The following is a 17,732-nucleotide window of genomic DNA, read 5'->3' on the forward strand; positions in this document are numbered from 1 at the left end:
CTCGACAATTTATGGCCAATCCCATCAATCCCGCCTGACTAAAAGGCTACGGGTTGCCATTGATGCACTGGTTGAAGCTTTTACCCCGCAGATTTCCTGGCAATAAATCCTTCTTACAGTTATGACTATCAGTGATAAAGTTTAAGCATATTTAGCCTGATTTATATTTACCGAATACCGACAGGGGAAACACCGCACCATGGATTTCAGCAAAATTATCAAAGAGATTGGGCGTGGTAAGAATCATGCCCGCGATCTGGATCAGGCGACGGCCTATGAACTGTATAAAGCGATGTTGGCAGGGCAGGTACCGGCATTGGAGTTGGGTGGTATCCTGATTGCATTGCGCATTAAAGGTGAGTCTGAACAGGAAATCTTAGGTTTCTATCAGGCGATGCAAGAGCAGGTTATGTCACTGCGAGCGCCGCAGGGGCGTCCATTACCGGTAGTGATCCCCAGCTACAATGGGGCCCGCAAACAAGCTAACCTGACCCCGCTACTGGCATTGCTGCTTTCCCGTCTTGGCCTGCCGGTGGTGGTGCATGGGGTAACCGAGGATAGTAGCCGGGTGACCAGTGCCGAGATTTTCCAGCAACTGAATATCCCATGGTCACTCGACTCCGTTGCGGCCCAACAGCGTCTAAACCAAGGTTTGCCGGTGTTTATCCCGGTATCGGCATTATCAGCTCAATTAGATGCACAGTTACAACAACGCTGGCGTATGGGTGTCAGAAATAGCAGTCATACGCTGGCAAAACTGGCAAGCCCCTTTATTCATGATAAAGCGCTACGTCTGGCCAGTGTTTCTCACCCTGAGTACATGCAAAAAGTGGGGGGGTTCTTCCAGACGATCAACGCGCCAGCTCTGTTACAGCAAGGCACTGAAGGGGAGGTTTATGCCAATCCATTACGTTGCCCACCTATTCATTATATTAATAATGGTGAACAGCAAATTTTATTGGATCGCCAACCAGAACCGGCTGAGCTTGTATTACCTGATTCGAAAGATGCGGCGGTAACGGCCGGTTGGGTTGCTAGCTGTCTGGCGGGTGAGTTGCCGATCCCTGATGCTATCCAAAAGCAGCTGGCATGTTGTTTGGTGGCAATCGGGCAGGCAGAAACGGTTGAGCACGCATTGCAACAGATTAAAATCGCCTGAATATTCAGCTCAGCATCACGAGCAATATAATAGATAAATAACCTGTAGTTATTATATTGGGTTATTTATCTATTTTTTTACTGTTCTAAAACGTGCTGAAAATTTTTCAAAATTCTGCTTTTCAGTATGAGATTTTCTATTTTTATATCTCCCAGCGTATTTTCCTCAATAAAATAATTTCTTCTAACGATACCCCAGCGAATCAGTGTTTATGACCAATAAATATATTTTTCACCCTGTTAATTGAGAATTTAAAGGGTATTTGCTTTTTTAATCAATTAAGTCGGTTTTTTGCCTCATTTTTATGTGTTTTCACCTCAAAATAATCGGTATTTGTTGTCTGTACTGACAGTGCTAGACTGAAAAAATGCTATTGATTTTCTTACCCGAATATTGCTGAAAAGGAATGCTATGCAACAGGCTTTGAACTACTTTAATGCTCTGAACAAAGATTATCTGGCAGTCCATCAAGCCAAAGAAGATCTTTTCTGGCAGAGCTATATGGGGCTGGGTGGTGTTGATATTGCACAGCAATTCTCTGCGGCAGAAACGGCCTACAAACGTTTTATCGCCCAAAGTCATCGCCTAAAAGAGTTGCGAGACTTGATAACCTCTCTGGAAAGTCAGCCTGCTGGCACAGAGCGCGATGTATTGGTACATGGGTTACAGGGGTGGTACCGCTTTTTTGATTGTAATGCTATTGAAGATCCCAACACACAAGCTCTGCTTGATGAGATTATTGCTGCTGAATCAGATCTTTATCAGCGGCGTAAAACTTTTACCCTGACACATCTCAATACTGCTGGTGAGCGGGTTGCTGCTTCGTTAGGTGAACTTTTGACCAACCAGGGCACGAATGAAAACGCCGAATGTCGCCACAGCTCACATTTGGCTCTGCGTGAGCTGGAACAATGGCTATTGCATAATGGTTTACCGGAGTTAATCAATTTACGTAATCGGTTTGCGCGGCAAATGGGTTATCGCAATTACTTTGATTACAAGGTAAATAAAACCGAGCGTATGACGCCAGAGCAGTTGTTTACTATTTTGGACCGCTTTGAAGAGCAGACGCGTGACGCCAACCAGCGCAGCTTGCAGCAATTAGCCGCAGAAAAAGGCCCGGAGACACTGGAACCGTGGAATATTCGCTATGCCAGCAGTGGTGATGTTACCCGCCAATTAGACCCTTATTTCCCATTTTCTGAGTCACTTGATCGCTGGATCAATAGCTTTAAACGGCTGCATATTGGTTTTCGTGGCGCACAGATGAATTTGGATCTGTTGGTTCGGCCGGGGAAATACGAAAATGGCTTTATGCATGGCCCGATCCCCCCTTTTGTCGACCAAGGGAAATGGATACCAGCGCGGATCAACTTCACTAGTTTGGCCAAACCCGACCAGGTCGGAAGTGGTGCCTCAGGGCTGAATACCTTATTTCATGAAGGTGGGCACGCGGCGCATTTCGCCAATATTGTGCAAAACGCACCCTGTTTCTCACAAGAATTTCCGCCCACATCCATGGCTTATGCCGAAACCCAATCTATGTTCTGCGATAGCCTGCTCGACGATGCCGATTGGCTAAAACGTTATGCCAAAAACAGTGCCGATGAACCCGTTCCTGATGCCTTGATTCAAGAAAGTATTCAGGCACGGCAACCGATGCGTGCTTTTAATGAGCGACATATCTTGTTGGTTCCTTATTTTGAATGGCAGCTTTATCAGTGGGATGATGCACAGCGCACGCCGCAGGCCATGACGCAATTAGCCAGAGATATTGAGTTAAAAATTCTAGGGGTGAGTGGTAGCCCACGGCCGACATTGGCTATTCCTCACTTATTATCGATGGAGTCAGCGTGCTCCTATCAAGGATATTTGCTGGCACTGATGGCCGTTGAGCAGACAAGAGCATTCTTCCTTAAACGTGATGGTTATTTAACGGATAACCCGGCCATCGGCCCGAGTCTGGCCCAACATTATTGGCGGCCCGGCAACAGTGTCAGCCATGACGAGACATTGCGCAGTCTGACTGGAGAGGGTTTTAACCCAGATTATCTGGCAAAAGTGTGTAATCAAACAGTTGAAGAGGCCTGGCTGGTGGCACAGAACACTATTGAACAGGCCGCTACGCGACCGCAACCCGCGGCAGACTTTGACTTAAATGTCACTTTGCGGATAGTAGATGGCGATAAACTGTTGGCTGATAATCAGCAGGGTGATGAGGCGATGTGCCGTGCATTTGCTAAAGCAATAAATGCACTGCTTGATTAAATGCGAGTTTGGTATTTTGTAAGCAAAAAAAGCCCATCAAGCACTGATTAACACAGTACTGATGGGCTTTTTCTTTTTCAGCAGTGATGCTGGCAGGGTGAAGAGGTTAATGCTGCTAACACTGCTGTAAATTCAAAGAGTAAAAAGAAATTAGTTATAAATAACCGCAGTACCGTGCATCAAGTTATTACCTGTTGCTGAAGTGATGGTGAAGGCTTTAGCACCGGCAGCATCTGCTTTTTCTGCCAGTTGCGCTTTCAGACTGCTCAAATCAGTTACACCACCAACAGAGACCACACCGACTTGTTCCAATTTAGCTGCATCTTGGCTGTTAACGTATTCTGCGGCAAAACTACCGAAAGACAAAGTAGAGAGGGCGATAACTGCAACAAAATTTTTGATGTTTTTCATGGTATATTCCTATTCGGTTTTAAGGTTGAAAGGGCACTCCCTTTCGATAAAAGCTATATTACACCCTTGTTGTAATTTTAAAACCGGATAGAATTGAGTAAATTATTCAATATATTTGAATGTTTATTGTCGAGGCTGTATCCCTTCGGGTCGCAGTAAGTCAAAGCGTAAATCATCGCAGACTTGGTAATAAGTGCTGGGGCCGCCGCCACGTAAAATGGGTTGTGCCGCCATTGCTTGATAAATCCCCTCGGCATTAATTAATTCACGATGAATATGTACGGCAATCACTTCGCCTAGCACTAGCCAGTTATCAATCGTTACCCCTGCGGCATTCTTAAGCTGTATACATTGCGTCAATTTACATTCGAAATTTACCGGGCTTTCTGCCACACAATCGACATTGACGCGGTGAGCCACCCTCGGTGTCAAGCCAGCAAATAGAAATTCATCTTGCTCCACAGGCAGGGTGGCCGAGCTGTTATTCATGGCCATCGCCAGTGGGCGGGTAGCCAAATTCCAGACAAACTCGCCAGTCTCGACGATATTGGCGACACTATCCTTCCAGCCACTACTGGAAAAACCAATAATCGGTGGGCGGTCACTAAAACAATTAAAAAAACTATAGGGAGCGAGATTACGTTGTCCCGCACGATTCACAGAAGATATCCATCCAATGGGACGTGGGCCAATAATGGATTTCAGAGGATCATGAGCCATGCCATGACCAGTAGCGGGTTCGTAGTAATAATAATTTTCAGTACTCATACATTCCTACCATTGCACAATGGTCACATGAGGCCAAAACCGGCTAATTCGTCAGCTATTTTGGCTAGAAATAAATGGGCTAGCGGCGAGCCGTCTCTTTAGCTGCCCGCCCGCTGAACGTTAATTTATGCTATCTTACGCGCCAGAAAATGCCTACCAGAGAGTCAGTACGATGGAAAACAAAAAAGTATTCCCGAAAGAAAAAAGTGGATTGCACCCTAGAAATCGTCATCGCTCGCGTTATGACTTTGACGCACTTTCAGTGAGTTGCCCAGAATTAATCCCTTTTTTGGCCCCAACTGCCTACGGTGATATTTCTATCGATTTCGCTGATCCTTTAGCAGTGAAAATGTTAAACAAAGCCCTGTTAAAACATTTTTATGGCATTGAATATTGGGATATTCCAGCTGACTTCTTGTGCCCGCCAATTCCGGGGCGGGCTGATTATGTGCATCATTTGGCCGATTTATTAGCCAGTTGTAATAATGGCGTGATCCCGCAGGGCAAAAATATTGCGTTGCTGGATATCGGTGTCGGGGCTAACTGTATTTACCCCATTATTGGTCAGCGAGAATATGGCTGGCGCTTTACCGGGACTGACATTGATTCGCAAGCACTTAGCGCGGCAAAAATGGTGGTCTCCATGAACCCGACACTGAAAAATACCTTGCGGCTTAAGCACCAGAAAGACCCAAAAGCTATCTTTGAGGGAATTCTGGCATTAAATGAACGCTACGATGCCACCTTGTGTAATCCGCCGTTTCATGGCTCTGCAGAAGAGGCCGCAGCTACCACTCGCCGCAAGCTGCACAAATTAGGTAAAGGCGAAGTCGCGTTCAAGCCTGTGCAAAACTTTGGTGGTAAAAATAGTGAGCTATGGTGTGAGGGGGGTGAAGAAGGATTCGTTAGCCGCATGGTGGTGGAAAGCGCAACCAAGGCGAAGAACTGCTTCTGGTTTACCTCATTGATTTCCAAGAAAACCACCTTGCCCGCTATTTATCATGCTCTGCGTTATGCGAATGCAGTAGAAGTTCGAACCATTGATATGGCTCAGGGGCAGAAAGTGAGCCGATTTGTTGCGTGGACATTCCTGACGCCAGAAGAGCAAGCCGCTTGGAAAGCTGAGCGTTGGACCCTGCGCCCTTGACTGTGCAGCGGTGCTGGCTGCACTCGCTTAGTTGAATAATTTACTTATGTAAGTTTATGACTTGCTGCCGACTTACTTTAGGCTAAGCTGATTAAGATAACTCTTAGTCAGGCAGGATAAGCTGGCAAGTCATAGTGATAGTTTAATTTTTAGTTGGCTTTTAATTTCATTAATTCATATACCTCATCGTCCAGGGTGAAGAATAAACCCCAAAGAGCTCTAAAGACTCTTTGGGGTTTATTTGGTACGCATGTTGATAAGCATATTGCTAATTAGCGGCTCTATCATTCGCCATAAGGACTGACTTATGTTGTTTAACTTCAGCTCATCTCATGCCTCTCCGCGCGCAGAACTCACATCAATTGATAATGCTGTCCCTATGATTATTTTTAAGCCCGATGGAACAGTAAAACATGCTAATTCATTATTTTTACAGGCTATGGGATATCAGCAAGATGAGGTAGTCGGCAAACATCATAAATTATTTTGTGAACCGCATTATGTGCTGAGTGATGCCTATCGCCGTCATTGGCAATTACTCAATGAAGGGCGGCCGATTACCGATAATATTAAGCGTATTCGTAAAGATGGCAGCATTATTTGGTTGCAGGGAACCTACACTCCAGTCCTTGATAGTCAAGGTCGAGTGGTTGAGATAATCAAACTTGCCAGTGATGTTACCGAGCGAATTTTACAATCTCAGGAACATCAGAGTTTGCTCGCGGCACTTAATCGTTCAATGGGGATGATTACCTTTACTCCGCAAGGCACGATTTTAGATGCCAATGATAACCTGCTAAAAGTTATTGGTTATTCCTTGGCTGATATTCAGCATAAACCCCATCAGATGTTATGTACTGCTGAATTTGCTCACTCGGATGAATACCGTAAGCATTGGCAACGTTTAGCTCGAGGGGAGTTTATTATCGGGCGTTTTGAACGGGTAAACAGCCGTGGTGAACGAGTATGGTTGGAGGCGAGTTATAACCCGATTATGGATAACGAGGGGCAAATATTTAAAGTTGTCAAAATTGCTCAGGATATTACGCCACTAATGTTGCAACAGGAGTATGAGGAAAACCTGATCCGTGATGTGCATCATTTGTCATTAACCACCGACCGCTCAGCATCACAGGGAGCCGAGATTGTTCAGCAGGCGGTGCGAGGTATGCAGGAAGTCGAGTCTATTGCCCGTGAAACATCTGATGTGGTCAGTGACTTAGGCCGCTGTTCGAAAGAGATTGGCACCATTGTAGAAGCTATTCGCAAAATCTCTTCGCAAACTAACTTACTGGCGATTAATGCTTCGATTGAAGCCGCTCATGCCGGTGAGCATGGTAAAGGTTTTTCTGTGGTAGCAAGCGAGGTGCGCATGCTGGCTGAGAGGTCACGTAAGGCGGCGACGGAAATCGAGCACATGACAAAGACGATTCAAAATGGCGTCATGGCGGCCATTAAAGGTATGGATGTTTGTCTTGAACATGCGGGGGGCGGGGTAACACTAACGCAAGATGCCGGTGAGGTCATCAATCAGGTCAATATTGGGATGCAAGATGTTGTGAAGTTGATGGCGGCATTTGCTCAGGTGAAGAATCAGCAGAGCCTGATATGACAGGGTGGATGCCGACAAAATAAAACACTGGCGTGTACCTCAGCGTACCCGCCAGTGTTGTTTTACAACTCACCCCCCATTAAGACACGTGTTGCAGGAATTCCCGTAAACGTTCGCTGGGTGGATTAGAAATCAAGCTATCCGGGTCACCATCTTGTGCCACTCGGCCTTTATCAATAAAGATCAGGCGAGAGGCGACTTTCTGTGCGAAACCAACTTCATGGGTCACGATGACCATGGTCATGCCTTCTTCGGCCAAATCTTTCATTACCCCCAAGACTTCATGACGTAATTCCGGATCCAGCGCAGAGGTGGGCTCATCAAATAGCATCAGCTTCGGTTTTACCGCCAGTGCACGGGCGATAGCGACACGCTGCTGTTGGCCACCAGAGAGCTCCGCCGGGTAATGATGTGCGCGCTCTTCCAGCCCGACCTTGGTTAATAACTCCATGGCGAGTTTATTGGCCGCTTCTTTAGAAGCCTTACGCACCCGGATCGGGCCAAATGCCACGTTTTCCAGTGCTGTCAGATGCGGGAACAGATAAAACTGCTGGAACACCATCCCCGCTTCTTGGCGAATCAGGCGTTCATCAACTTTGGGGTCATTCACATCCAGACCATCGACAATCAATTGACCGCTGGTAATAACTTCCAGCTTATTGATACAACGCAGTAGGGTCGATTTGCCCGAACCGGAAGGACCAATAATCACCACCACTTCTCCCTTGGTGATATTCAGATTGATGTCGTGGAGCACCTGGGTTTTACCAAAGTGTTTGGAGACGTTTTTAAATTCAATCATATGATTTTCAGTTTTCTTTCTAACCGGCGCAGAACAAAGCTCAGAGCCAAGGTAATTATCAGGTAGATCACCGCCACCGCACTCCATATCTCCATGGCGCGGAAGTTACCGGCAATAATTTCCTGACCCTGACGAGTCAGTTCGGCCACGCCAATCACAATAAACAGTGAGGTGTCTTTGATGCTGACGATCCATTGGTTACCTAATGGTGGCAACATGCGGCGCAAAGCCAAAGGTGCAATCACATAACGCAAGGTATCGCGCTTGGATAAACCCAGCGCCAGACCAGCTTCACGGAAGCCATTATGGATTGATAGCACGGCACCACGGGTGATTTCCGCGATATAGGCACCTGAGTTAATAATGATCGTCACAACGGCTGCTGAGAAGGGGTCGATGCGCACGGGCATCATCATCGGCAATGCAAAGTAGATGAACATTACCTGCACCACAATGGGCGTGCCACGGATCAGCTCAATAAAGACTAATGCGATATTTCTGCTCAGCCAACCGCCATAGGCGCGGGCAAAACCTGCTATAACCCCAATAATCAGGCCGCCAAGCAACCCCAGGACCGAAATCCATAGGGTTAACTTGGCGCCTTCAAGCAGGATTGGGATGGCGGGCCAAATAGCGCTCCATTCAAACTGCATGGATATTCTCCTGGTCTAAAAACGGCAAAAATAAATTACTTAGGTTCTACGCCGAACCATTTTTTATAGATTGCAGCGTAAGTGCCGTCTTCTTTCAGAGACTTCAGTGCAGCATTAACTTTTTCGCGCAGATCGCTGCCTTGTGGGAAGGCTACACCGTACTGTTGAGCTTTAATGGACTCGCCCACCGCTTTGAACTGACCATTACCGGCCGTTTTGATGAAGTAAAGGATGTTTGGCGTGTCATGCAAAACGGCATCAGCACGGCCAGTACCTAACTCCAGATAGGCGTTATCGATATTCGGGAATTGGCGTAGGTCTTTGGTTTTAATGTTAGCTTTAGCGTAATCAACAGAACCGGTGCCGCTTTTTACTGCCAGCACTTTGCCCGCCAAGTCTGCTTCACCTTTGATGTCGTTATTATCCGCTTTTACCATTACCAGCAGGCCGCTGTTGTAATAGCCATCAGAGAAATCGACTGCTTTTTTACGTTCGTCGGTGATAGTGATGCCAGCCAGTGCCAGATCAACGTTTTTGGTTTGCAACGCAGGAATGATGCCACTGAAATCCATAGGTTTCAGGGTGTACTTCAGATCCAGTTTTTTCGCGATGGCATCCCATAAATCGATATCGAAACCGACATATTTATCCCCTTGTTTGAACTCAAAAGGAACGAAAGCGGTGTCTGTTGCAACAATTAGTTCTTTCTCTGCGGCGTGGGAGCTAACGGCAAAGGCCAGCGTGAGTGCGGCCAATGAAACTTTGACAAGTGACTTCATAAGTGGGAGTTCCTTTGTGCTTTTGTGGATATACCCTTGGTTCTTGGTATCGCAGTCAATCTGCAATGCCAATAGCTTGAGGCATGGAGATCCATTTTTATATTTCAGGATGCAATATGAAAAGATCGTGCCAGAAATGCAAGTTATTTAAAAACAAAGAGATTTCTCAAAGTAATTTGCAAGCGAATACTTAGCCAACACTTATTGCACCAATGTGACCCACCAAAATAGTGCATGGCTGTCATTTTGGTGCAACTCATCTATTATTTACTTATTATTAACTCGGTAGGCAATAATAAACAATCGCTAATCAACATTAATGTAACAGTATTGTTAACTGCATCGGATTTTTGTGCGAAAAGGGTGCAGCGAGGGAGCTATCTGAGTTGACTATCTTTGCTACCACGGCGGTTATAGCCGGCATGGTTCGCTTGATGTTTATCTAATTCATTTTGGCAGGTTAGACAATATTTAACGCCAGCCAGTGCTTTACGCCGGGCTTCTGGAATTGTTTGCCCACACTCCAGGCAATATATTTCGCTCTCACCTTTGCCAAGAGCTTGTCGGGCGCGCTGGACTGCGTCTTCAAGGGTGGAGTCAATTTGATCTTGTACTGCGCCGTCTCCGGCCCATCCACTTGCCATATGACCTCCATGAACAGAGCCGGATCATGACCGGCCCTGTCTCGATTCTATCACTTCGAATCTACCGGGTAATGGGTAGGGAATTACTCAATATTAGCTTCGATAAACCACAGGAATTTATCCAGATCACGGGATGCGGCAGTGAACATATCGGCGCTATCTTCGTCTTTAACTTCAGATATTGCTTTGCGGATAAAGTTTGCGACGACCCCATAGCGATCTGCTAACTCTTTCAGGTGCTCTTGCACACTATGAATATTGGTCGGATAGCTCTTCAGTGGTGTTCTGTCCGTCACTAACTGGGCAGTACCCAGCGCAACCCCGCCTAATTGTACGGCGCGTTCTGCAAAGGTATCCAAGTGATCATTAATGGCAGCGCGGAAGCCATCCAACATCTCATGGACTGCAATAAAATTGGCACCGCGCATATTCCAGTGAGCTTGTTTGGTGATAAGCGATAAGTCGATAAACTGAATGACCATCTCGTTTAGCAGTTTAATCGTCAGCGCTTTAGTATGCTCATCAACGTCATTACGTGTGTAGATGAGTTCGGAAGATTTTGCTTTTACCAGTTTTGCTGTACTCATAATAGGTATCCCTTTATTGAGTTGATTGCCAATTCCTTCATCGGCAATAAGTATAACAAAGATATTTAACTTTGTAGGTTAGATAGTGCCTATCAATTAAATAGCTCATTTCAGAGAGTGTTTGAAAATGTAATTTTGTGTTTCTTTACTAAAATAGAACCGTCGCTCTTGTTGTGTTTAATCGGTAATGTCTATCTATTTGATTTGTAAATATTTTATTATTTAAGTGGCTTTAGGTTATTTATGATGGTTATTTTATACTGAAGATAAGCTGAAGGCGTTGTTAATTAATAAATTGGGGTGATGAATTGTCAATAACTAACAAAGTAATGATATGAAGATTTAATAGTTTCCTTCTGGACTATTTTGTTGCTATTTTATCAATATGTTATGCCGGTTAACTTATTTAACCAGCATACTTAAGCGGCTATTATGTCGCGCGGGCAACAATAAACAAGCGTGGAAACGCGAGTAAGCGCCGACCATCCACTTGCTGCGGGTACTTGGCATCAATGATGGCTAGATAATCCTGTAAAAAATCCAATCGCATAGCCTCAGAAAGTGGCTCAAGGAAAGGCCGCAAGCCGGTCGATCGCAGCCAATCCACAATCGCCTGTGCCGAGGGCATCGGGTGGTAATAGGTAGTGCGCCAGATATCGACCTGCTCAGCATGTGGTGCCAGCAAATCATAATATTGATTGGCGGTGAGCACTTTTGCCCGAATCGCCCCCGCCTCTCGTAGTGTTTGTTGCCACGGGCCGTTTTCTGCTACCTCACGCATGGCTCTATGGCTGGGTTCATCCAGGTTATCGGGCATTTGAACCGCCAGGATGCCACCGGGCGAAAGTTTGGCAAATAAAGAGGGGAAGAGTTGCTGGTGGTCGGTTAACCACTGCAATGATGCATTGGCATAAATGAGATCTTGTGGCTGTGAAGGTTGCCATTGGCGGATATCTGCTGCGAGAAAAATGCAATCAGGTAGGCGTTGCTGTGCACTGAGCAACATGGCACTTGAGTTATCAACGCCGACCAACTGACTGTGGGGAAATCGCTGGTGCAGCAATTGAGTGGAGTTACCCGGCCCGCAGCCTAAATCAGTGATACGTTGCGGTGCATCAGCAGCAATATGTGCCAGCAGATCATGAGCAGGGCGAGTGCGTTCGGCTTCAAATTGGCGGTATAAATCAGGATCCCAGTCTTGCATGCATGGCCTCCGGTAGCGAAAAAGTGGAGTAATGGGGGAGTCACCGCCGCTATCACTCCCATAACCTCATGTCTTAACACGGTAAAGAGCAAGAATATTTTACAGATTCTGTAATGGCCCGCTAAACAATACCGCTCCAGTTGGTTGACCAGTAGGTGATCCGCCGTGAGGCTCCAGACTGATTGCCAGTAATGAGTTCCCACTTAATTGATTTTCAGCTAGCGTCAGTTGTGTTGAGCCATGGGTATTGAGTAAACCCAGAGAATGAGGTTTTTCACCCGCAGGAATGCTCCATAATTCAAGGCTATTGTTGTCGCTTACCGCAATAGGGTTCAGTGGAGTGAGTGTCAAACTGCGGGTCGATTTCTCAAGACTGACAACCCATTGACCACTTTGCTGACTATTTGACAACACCGCCACCGGTATGGCCGCCGGGGGTTCTACCAACAAACGTGGTATCACTAGCATGGCCGCAAGACCAGCGGCTACAGCCCAGCCGACATAAGACCAACGGTTTCGTTTGATATGGCGTACATTTATCGGTGGTAATTGTAATTCCAGCCGTTTCCAAACGCGCTCAGGTGGTTCTAATGGAGCTAGCTGGTTATCCAATTGAGTCAATAGGCTTTGCCAACTGGCAACATCTGCCGCCAGTCGTGGCTCACGGTGAACTCTTCGTTCAAAACGCATCCGGGCCAGTCCGCGCAGGGTTCCCAGCGCATACTCTGCAGCCAGTGCTGAGTCATATTCGCGTCTGTTTTTCATAAACCTACACAGTCCTTTAGGTGGTCCAGTGCACGACGTATCCAGCTTTTTATCGTACCGAGTGGTTGTTGTAAATGAACCGAGATTTCCCCATGAGAAAGCCCTTGGTAATAGGCCAGCATAATACTTTGGCGTTGCTCTGCTGACAGATGTGCCAGACAGCCAGCTAATTGCTTAGCCTCACTGTCTTGCTGCAATTGTGCCAGGGGCGTCAGAGCGTCATCAGTTAGATTATCTGTATCGTCATCGTCCAGAGTTTGCAGGCGATTATCACTGCCTCGCATCAGGTCGATAGCCCGATTGCGTACGATATGAGTTAACCACGTCAGCGGCGCACTGAGTTGCGCATTGTAATTCCCCGCACGGTTCCAAACCGTGAGAAAGCTGTCGTGTAAAACTTCTTCTGCTCGGGCAGGATTGCGGAGCATTCGTAAAGCGACCGCGAATAATCGGGGGGAGGTGAGTCGGTAAAGCTTTTCAAAAGCGGACTGATCGCCTTGAGCGATGGCATCTATCAGTCCTATCTGTTGTTCCAGCGAACATTCATTCATGTGCCAATCCCTAAAAAATCCGTCAGGTGCAGTGAGACACTGCACCCAGTATAGACGGGTTTTATTTAGGCATCAGAACCGTATCAATAACATTGATAACACCATTTTTCTGTTGTACATCATAGGTGCTGATATTAGCGATATTACCTTTAGCATCTTTGAGTTGAATATTATGTGGGCCGTTATTCATAATCCATAGTGGCTGGCCGTTGACTGTTTTCAGTTCAGCAGATCCTCCACCGGCTTTAATTTTACTTTCTAGCTGCTTCATATCGTACTTCCCAGCCACCACGTGATACGTCAGGATTTGGGTGAGCATGGCCTTGTTTTCTGGCTTGACCAAATTTTCAACCGTACCTGCTGGCAATTTTGCGAAGGCGGCGTCAGTGGGCGCGAACACAGTAAAGGGGCCGGGACCTTGTAGGGTATCAACTAACCCGGCAGCTTTCACCGCGGCAACCAAAGTGGTGTGATCTTTCGAGTTCACCGCATTCTCAATAATGTTTTTGCTTGGGTACATTGAAGCGCCACCCACCATGACAGTGTCTGACATCATGGCGGCCATTGAAACACTGCTGAACACTAAGGAAGCACAGATAGCGGTACGAATAAGCGTTTTCATAATGTATTCCTTTTAGGGGAGTTGAGGTGAAGTCTTGCCTCACATCTACCTATACGAATCAGCCTGGTGTTTTGGATGCAAAAAAAATGAAAAATAATCAATAAAAAACGCCAACCCGTGAAATGACTGGGTTGGCGTGTAGTCGATTAAAGTTTTACTAGGGGAAAATAGAGGTTCAGTGCTGGTCAGGGACGAGTCGTCGATGCATAACATAGGCATCAACATAACCCAATTCGCTATGGTTAAACGCCTCTGGCAGGGTGGCAATGATTTCAAAACCTAACTTTTGCCACAGTGTAATTGCCAGAGTGTTGGTGCTGACCACAAAGTTAAACTGCATTGCCCGATACCCTAGAGCGGTTGCCTGTTCAATGCAATGGATGCCCAGCGCTTTACCGATCCCCAAACCGCGGGCTTGCCCGTCAACCATAAATGAAGCATTGGCAACATGGGAGCCTAGGTCGCGTTGGTTATCAATTAATTTATACATGCCAACAATACGTTGCTCATGCAGTGCGACAAAACAGCGAACACCGGGAGCAAACCAGTAATCATAGGCATCTTGTTCGGGCGTTTCTGGAGTGAATACATAAGTGTCACCACGACGGATTACCGCCTGAAACAGCGGCCATATTTGGGCAAAATCTTCGGGTGTTGCTATTCTGATTTCCATACAAGGGCTCATATTCAAGCAACCTGATCAATGTGTGGCTTGGGTTTAATCGTCAAAGTTGCGCCGATAGACGCGCTGATAATTGATGCCAGTGCCAACCATTGAATCAATGTCAGATGTTCATTTAAAAATACCAGTCCCGAAATTGCTGCTAATGCCGGTTCCAAGCTCATTAATGTACCAAATGTACGAGTAGGAAGACGAGTTAGCGCCACCATCTCAAGTGAGTATGGCAATGCGGTAGACAGAATCGCGACTGCCAGGGCAACAGGTAAGATTGCTGGAGCAAACAGTGCTAAGCCATTGTAAGCCACACCAATTGGGCAGAAAACCAGTGCGGCAATCAAAGAGCCAACTGCCACGGTTCCTGGCCCATGATCGCCCCCGGCTTTCTGGCCTGAAACGATATACAAAGCCCAACAAGCCCCTGCCCCTAGAGCACAAGCCGCCCCAAATAAATCAATGGTGCCAATGCTATTTCCTAAGGGCAAGAGGAACCACAGACCAAGAATGGCTAAACCGACCCAGATAAAATCGACCGGACGGCGCGACGCTAACATGGCGACTGCCAGAGGTCCGGTAAATTCCAGAGCAACGGCAATGCCTAATGGCACCGTTTTTAACGACAGATAGAACAGGAAATTCATGCCACCTAATGTCACCCCGTAGATAAGCAAAGGTAAGCGGCGACCCGCCTCAAATCGCATCCGCCAAGGTTTAAAAATAACAAACAGTATCAGCGTACCGATACCAAGGCGTAGGGAGGTTATCCCTTGAGCACCGACTACCGGGAACAGACTTTTTGCCAAAGATGCACCGCTTTGTATTGAGATCATGGCGATTATCAGCAAGAAAATCGGGAGAAGTGGCAATGAATGTTTGGATGAAGGAGATAAAGACATCCTTTTGAGCCTCAAAAAAAGTATTAGGTATCAATGTCAACCAGTGTAAATGAAATGTCAGTGAAGTGTTTGAAAATAACCACAGGCTATAAATAGGGAATAGGAAAGAGCAAAAAAATAATTATTTTTTTCCGAGTTGCTGTTTTTTAACGCTATTTCTGTCGCTAATTTGAGCATGAAAATTAAGAATAGTCTGGAATGGCTTTTGGTGATGAAGGTCACAAAAGAGAGTGGTATAGTGAAAAATCGTAAAGGTATTAGCAAGATGGAAGATGCTTGAAATTCTTTGTTACACCAAATAATTACTTAGACAATCATTATCAGGCAGAGTTTATAACTGTTTATTGTTATAATTTGATGGTGTTTTTGTTTCATCTAAAAATTTGCGTCTTTCGAGGTGGTTATGAATAAAATTACATGTCTTTCAGCTGTAGCAGCTTGTGTATTAGCGGTAACTGCAGGTTCAGCTTTTGCAGGTCAAAGCACCGTTTCTGGTGGTTATGCCCAGAGCGATTACCAAGGTGTTGCTAACAAATCTTCAGGTTTCAACCTGAAATATCGTTACGAGTGGAGTGATTCTCAACTGGGTTACATCACCTCTTTCACTCACACTGAAAAAAGCAGCTTCGGTGATAGCGCCTCTGTTTATAACAAAGCACAATACAATGCAATCACCGGTGGTCCAGCTTACCGTATCAACGATTGGGCTAGTGTTTATGGTTTAGTTGGTGTGGGTTATGGCCGTTTCAGCCAGAACTTCCCAACTGCTGCTAGCAATAAAAACAGCACCAGCGATTACGGTTTTACTTACGGCGCAGGTATGCAGTTTAACCCAATGCAAAATGTTGCCCTGGACGTTTCTTACGAGCAGAGCCGCATTCGCAATGTTGATATTGGCACTTGGGTTGCAGGTGTAGGTTACACTTTCTAAGTCACTGCTTAGGATTATCAGCATGGACCTTTAACAGTGCCATGCCGAACTTGATAAAAATCCGCTCTTGAGCGGATTTTTTTTCGCCGGTAATAATGAAATTAAGAAGCTGTAAGCGGTTTTAGCGGTACAACATTTTGGGTCGGGATAAAAACTATTTGACCGCGTTGGCAGCATCAGCAATCAAATCGATAATTTGCTGCGGGTGCGAGAGATGGGCGGTATGGCTAGAGGGGAATTCAATGACTTTTTGTGCCTGAATGCGTTCGGCAAATCCGCGTTGTGTTTCGACTGGCAGCATTCTGTCTTCTGTTGAAATCTGATACCAACAAGGTTTTACTCGCCAGGCTGGCTGGGCAGATTTATCGGTAAAAGCGCGGGCAGCTAAAGGTTTTTGCACCAAAGCCATCACCAGTGCTTCATTTTCATCGAAATCCTGACACATATTCTCATGGAATTTGTCGGTATCGATCCATAAAAAGCCATTGTCATCTGGACGAATATACGCCGCACCAGCAGGAGCTTCACGCAAAGCAAAAGTGCTTGATAAGCTTTCACCGGCATCTGGGGCAAACGCGGAGAGATAAACCATCCCGACCACATTTGGTAGGTGCCCGACTTGGGTAATCACCATCCCACCGTAAGAGTGACCGACTAATAAGGTTGGGCCATATAGCGCGGTGGTTTGCTTAATAGTGCGTTCCACATCATCAGCCAATGATGTTAGCGGATTTTGGATAGCAATAACTCGATGTCCCATTGCATGTAAGGCGGGAATAATATATCGCCATTGTGAGCCATCAGCCCACGCGCCATGCACTAATAGAATATTTAGTTTTGCCGCCATATATCCCCCTGAACAGGTATTATCGTAAGGCGAGCATAATATATCTATGCCGCAATGGTATTATTGACGAATAACAAATTCTACTCATTTACAGCTGTTAATTAAAACGCTTACGCTCGGTTATATGTTATTAAAATTAATAAAATCTGTTATTAGATATAAAGTATAAAGCTTTGGTGGTACATCGCTTTAAGATAAATACTAAAATGAGATAGCAATGCTCCGATAAGTACGATATAAAATTCTTTATAACGAAAAATATTTTACATTAAATAATAAAAAACAAGAGATTAAACAAGTTTTATATTCGTAATTCCATGGGTTATTTACTGGTAAAAATGGAATAATATGACACACTACTTATAGCTTTGATTGACTTTCATATCTCTAAATGGTGATTAATACAT

At 45.7% G+C, this 17,732-nt stretch carries 19 protein-coding genes; 5 read left to right on the plus strand and 14 right to left on the minus strand.

Translation table 11 applies throughout. From position 1 onward, the window contains the following. Positions 1–199: 199 nt before the first annotated feature. Together ybiB and DJ58_RS02255 are read left to right on the plus strand one after the other, a co-directional pair. Complete coding sequence (gene ybiB, locus DJ58_RS02260) at positions 200–1,159, plus strand: DNA-binding protein YbiB (protein WP_004709078.1); 960 nt, start codon at positions 200–202, stop codon at positions 1,157–1,159. Positions 1,160–1,570: 411 nt separating this feature from the next. Further along, on the plus strand, positions 1,571–3,427 hold the full coding sequence (locus DJ58_RS02255; RefSeq protein WP_004709081.1) for a M3 family metallopeptidase: 1,857 nt from the start codon (positions 1,571–1,573) through the stop codon (positions 3,425–3,427). A gap of 150 nt (positions 3,428–3,577) precedes the next feature. Here DJ58_RS02255 and bhsA read toward each other — a convergent pair whose 3' ends face one another. Continuing rightward, on the minus strand, positions 3,578–3,838 hold the full coding sequence (bhsA, locus tag DJ58_RS02250) for a multiple stress resistance protein BhsA (RefSeq protein WP_004709083.1): 261 nt from the start codon (positions 3,836–3,838) through the stop codon (positions 3,578–3,580). A 123-nt stretch (positions 3,839–3,961) separates the two neighbouring features. Continuing rightward, a complete protein-coding gene (locus DJ58_RS02245; protein WP_004709086.1) occupies positions 3,962–4,606 on the minus strand; it encodes a flavin reductase family protein in 645 nt (214 codons plus the stop codon). A 172-nt stretch (positions 4,607–4,778) separates the two neighbouring features. On the opposite strand from DJ58_RS02245, the gene rlmF reads away from it, so the two are divergent. Further along, positions 4,779–5,753, plus strand: coding sequence for a 23S rRNA (adenine(1618)-N(6))-methyltransferase RlmF (gene rlmF / locus DJ58_RS02240; protein ID WP_168132513.1), 975 nt, complete (start codon positions 4,779–4,781; stop codon positions 5,751–5,753). Positions 5,754–6,060: 307 nt separating this feature from the next. Beyond that, positions 6,061–7,365, plus strand: a complete 1,305-nt coding sequence (locus DJ58_RS02235; protein ID WP_004709089.1) for a methyl-accepting chemotaxis protein — start codon at positions 6,061–6,063, stop codon at positions 7,363–7,365. Between the two features lie 79 nt (positions 7,366–7,444). Here the strand turns inward: DJ58_RS02235 and glnQ are convergent, their stop codons facing one another. The 11 genes from glnQ to rhtA form a co-directional block, all read right to left on the minus strand. Next, on the minus strand, positions 7,445–8,167 hold the full coding sequence (gene glnQ / locus DJ58_RS02230) for a glutamine ABC transporter ATP-binding protein GlnQ (RefSeq protein ID WP_032911042.1): 723 nt from the start codon (positions 8,165–8,167) through the stop codon (positions 7,445–7,447). Beyond that, entirely contained in the window at positions 8,164–8,820 is a 657-nt protein-coding gene (gene glnP / locus DJ58_RS02225) for a glutamine ABC transporter permease GlnP (protein ID WP_004709093.1), read from the minus strand. Before glnP ends, glnQ begins: the two co-directional genes overlap by 4 nt. Positions 8,821–8,855: 35 nt before the next feature. Then, complete coding sequence (gene glnH, locus DJ58_RS02220) at positions 8,856–9,599, minus strand: glutamine ABC transporter substrate-binding protein GlnH (RefSeq protein ID WP_004709094.1); 744 nt, start codon at positions 9,597–9,599, stop codon at positions 8,856–8,858. A gap of 377 nt (positions 9,600–9,976) precedes the next feature. Next, positions 9,977–10,243, minus strand: coding sequence for a DksA/TraR family C4-type zinc finger protein (locus DJ58_RS02215; protein WP_004709097.1), 267 nt, complete (start codon positions 10,241–10,243; stop codon positions 9,977–9,979). Between the two features lie 83 nt (positions 10,244–10,326). Beyond that, on the minus strand, positions 10,327–10,830 hold the full coding sequence (gene dps, locus DJ58_RS02210; protein WP_004709099.1) for a DNA starvation/stationary phase protection protein Dps: 504 nt from the start codon (positions 10,828–10,830) through the stop codon (positions 10,327–10,329). A 430-nt stretch (positions 10,831–11,260) separates the two neighbouring features. After that, positions 11,261–12,034: a trans-aconitate 2-methyltransferase gene (gene tam / locus DJ58_RS02205; RefSeq protein WP_004709100.1), complete on the minus strand. Its 774-nt coding sequence runs from the start codon at positions 12,032–12,034 to the stop codon at positions 11,261–11,263. A gap of 99 nt (positions 12,035–12,133) precedes the next feature. Further along, positions 12,134–12,799 carry an anti-sigma factor gene (locus tag DJ58_RS02200; RefSeq protein ID WP_032911043.1) on the minus strand — a complete coding sequence of 222 codons (666 nt, stop codon included), beginning with the start codon at positions 12,797–12,799 and terminating at the stop codon, positions 12,134–12,136. Beyond that, positions 12,796–13,350 carry a sigma-70 family RNA polymerase sigma factor gene (locus tag DJ58_RS02195; RefSeq protein ID WP_004709104.1) on the minus strand — a complete coding sequence of 185 codons (555 nt, stop codon included), beginning with the start codon at positions 13,348–13,350 and terminating at the stop codon, positions 12,796–12,798. The genes DJ58_RS02200 and DJ58_RS02195 overlap by 4 nt, the downstream gene beginning before the upstream one ends. Positions 13,351–13,411: 61 nt before the next feature. Continuing rightward, positions 13,412–13,972, minus strand: coding sequence for a fasciclin domain-containing protein (locus DJ58_RS02190; protein ID WP_004709106.1), 561 nt, complete (start codon positions 13,970–13,972; stop codon positions 13,412–13,414). A gap of 175 nt (positions 13,973–14,147) precedes the next feature. Continuing rightward, positions 14,148–14,645, minus strand: coding sequence for a GNAT family N-acetyltransferase (locus DJ58_RS02185; RefSeq protein WP_004709108.1), 498 nt, complete (start codon positions 14,643–14,645; stop codon positions 14,148–14,150). 14 nt (positions 14,646–14,659) lie between these two features. Beyond that, positions 14,660–15,547, minus strand: a complete 888-nt coding sequence (rhtA, locus tag DJ58_RS02180) for a threonine/homoserine exporter RhtA (RefSeq protein WP_032911044.1) — start codon at positions 15,545–15,547, stop codon at positions 14,660–14,662. A 403-nt stretch (positions 15,548–15,950) separates the two neighbouring features. Between rhtA and ompX the strand changes: the two genes are divergently transcribed. After that, positions 15,951–16,478 (plus strand): outer membrane protein OmpX, encoded by a 528-nt coding sequence (gene ompX, locus DJ58_RS02175; RefSeq protein ID WP_004709115.1) that lies wholly within the window; start codon positions 15,951–15,953, stop codon positions 16,476–16,478. Between the two features lie 154 nt (positions 16,479–16,632). Here the strand turns inward: ompX and DJ58_RS02170 are convergent, their stop codons facing one another. Continuing rightward, positions 16,633–17,325, minus strand: a complete 693-nt coding sequence (locus DJ58_RS02170) for an alpha/beta fold hydrolase (protein WP_004709117.1) — start codon at positions 17,323–17,325, stop codon at positions 16,633–16,635. Positions 17,326–17,732 lie beyond the last annotated feature (407 nt).

Source organism: Yersinia frederiksenii ATCC 33641, from assembly GCF_000754805.1.
GTDB lineage: Bacteria > Pseudomonadota > Gammaproteobacteria > Enterobacterales > Enterobacteriaceae > Yersinia > Yersinia frederiksenii.

Excerpts from the sequence above, each read along its gene's own strand:
- DJ58_RS02255 (WP_004709081.1), top strand. The coding sequence starts at position 1,571 with ATGCAACAGGCTTTGAACTACTTTAATGCTCTGAACAAAGATTATCTG.
- DJ58_RS02170 (WP_004709117.1), bottom strand. The coding sequence starts at position 17,325 with ATGGCGGCAAAACTAAATATTCTATTAGTGCATGGCGCGTGGGCTGAT.
- tam (WP_004709100.1), bottom strand. The coding sequence starts at position 12,034 with ATGCAAGACTGGGATCCTGATTTATACCGCCAATTTGAAGCCGAACGC.
- glnH (WP_004709094.1), bottom strand. The coding sequence starts at position 9,599 with ATGAAGTCACTTGTCAAAGTTTCATTGGCCGCACTCACGCTGGCCTTT.
- DJ58_RS02195 (WP_004709104.1), bottom strand. The coding sequence starts at position 13,350 with ATGAATGAATGTTCGCTGGAACAACAGATAGGACTGATAGATGCCATC.
- DJ58_RS02245 (WP_004709086.1), bottom strand. The coding sequence starts at position 4,606 with ATGAGTACTGAAAATTATTATTACTACGAACCCGCTACTGGTCATGGC.
- rlmF (WP_168132513.1), top strand. The coding sequence starts at position 4,779 with ATGGAAAACAAAAAAGTATTCCCGAAAGAAAAAAGTGGATTGCACCCT.
- DJ58_RS02215 (WP_004709097.1), bottom strand. The coding sequence starts at position 10,243 with ATGGCAAGTGGATGGGCCGGAGACGGCGCAGTACAAGATCAAATTGAC.
- bhsA (WP_004709083.1), bottom strand. The coding sequence starts at position 3,838 with ATGAAAAACATCAAAAATTTTGTTGCAGTTATCGCCCTCTCTACTTTG.
- ompX (WP_004709115.1), top strand. The coding sequence starts at position 15,951 with ATGAATAAAATTACATGTCTTTCAGCTGTAGCAGCTTGTGTATTAGCG.
- dps (WP_004709099.1), bottom strand. The coding sequence starts at position 10,830 with ATGAGTACAGCAAAACTGGTAAAAGCAAAATCTTCCGAACTCATCTAC.
- glnQ (WP_032911042.1), bottom strand. The coding sequence starts at position 8,167 with ATGATTGAATTTAAAAACGTCTCCAAACACTTTGGTAAAACCCAGGTG.
- DJ58_RS02235 (WP_004709089.1), top strand. The coding sequence starts at position 6,061 with ATGTTGTTTAACTTCAGCTCATCTCATGCCTCTCCGCGCGCAGAACTC.
- DJ58_RS02190 (WP_004709106.1), bottom strand. The coding sequence starts at position 13,972 with ATGAAAACGCTTATTCGTACCGCTATCTGTGCTTCCTTAGTGTTCAGC.
- rhtA (WP_032911044.1), bottom strand. The coding sequence starts at position 15,547 with ATGTCTTTATCTCCTTCATCCAAACATTCATTGCCACTTCTCCCGATT.
- ybiB (WP_004709078.1), top strand. The coding sequence starts at position 200 with ATGGATTTCAGCAAAATTATCAAAGAGATTGGGCGTGGTAAGAATCAT.
- glnP (WP_004709093.1), bottom strand. The coding sequence starts at position 8,820 with ATGCAGTTTGAATGGAGCGCTATTTGGCCCGCCATCCCAATCCTGCTT.
- DJ58_RS02185 (WP_004709108.1), bottom strand. The coding sequence starts at position 14,645 with ATGGAAATCAGAATAGCAACACCCGAAGATTTTGCCCAAATATGGCCG.
- DJ58_RS02200 (WP_032911043.1), bottom strand. The coding sequence starts at position 12,799 with ATGAAAAACAGACGCGAATATGACTCAGCACTGGCTGCAGAGTATGCG.